This is a genomic window from Flavobacterium geliluteum (assembly GCF_017948595.1).
In the GTDB taxonomy this organism is placed as follows: Bacteria; Bacteroidota; Bacteroidia; order Flavobacteriales; family Flavobacteriaceae; genus Flavobacterium; species Flavobacterium flavipigmentatum.
On the sequence record NZ_JAGFBV010000089.1, the window covers coordinates 1 to 328 of the forward strand.

Consider the following 328-nt stretch of genomic DNA (forward strand, 5'->3'; position numbering starts at 1 on the left):
AACCAACACAAGCGCAATTTTGGGCTACGTTCGGTTTCTTTTATAGTAAAGGTGAATCTATACCACAAAGTGCGGTTTCTAACCTTACTGCGACTCTTAACGGTAAAGCAGAAAAAAGCCAATTTGACGCACATAAAACAGATGAGACGGCACATGCTAATCTGTTAATTGGAAAAGAAGATAAAAACCAAAAAGGCGCTACCAATGGTTATGCACCATTAAATGAGTTTGTCAAAATTGCCGGGCAATACCTGAACATTGTTAATGATGTAATAACCGGTGGCACAACATCATTACTATCAGCAGAACAGGGCAAAATATTACAAAG

Annotated in this window: 1 protein-coding gene; it reads left to right on the top strand. The window is 38.4% G+C overall.

Annotated features, from left to right (window positions below):
* Positions 1-328, top strand: a 328-nt coding sequence (locus tag J3495_RS19075) for a hypothetical protein (protein ID WP_210668577.1), incomplete at both ends; no start/stop codon positions are given.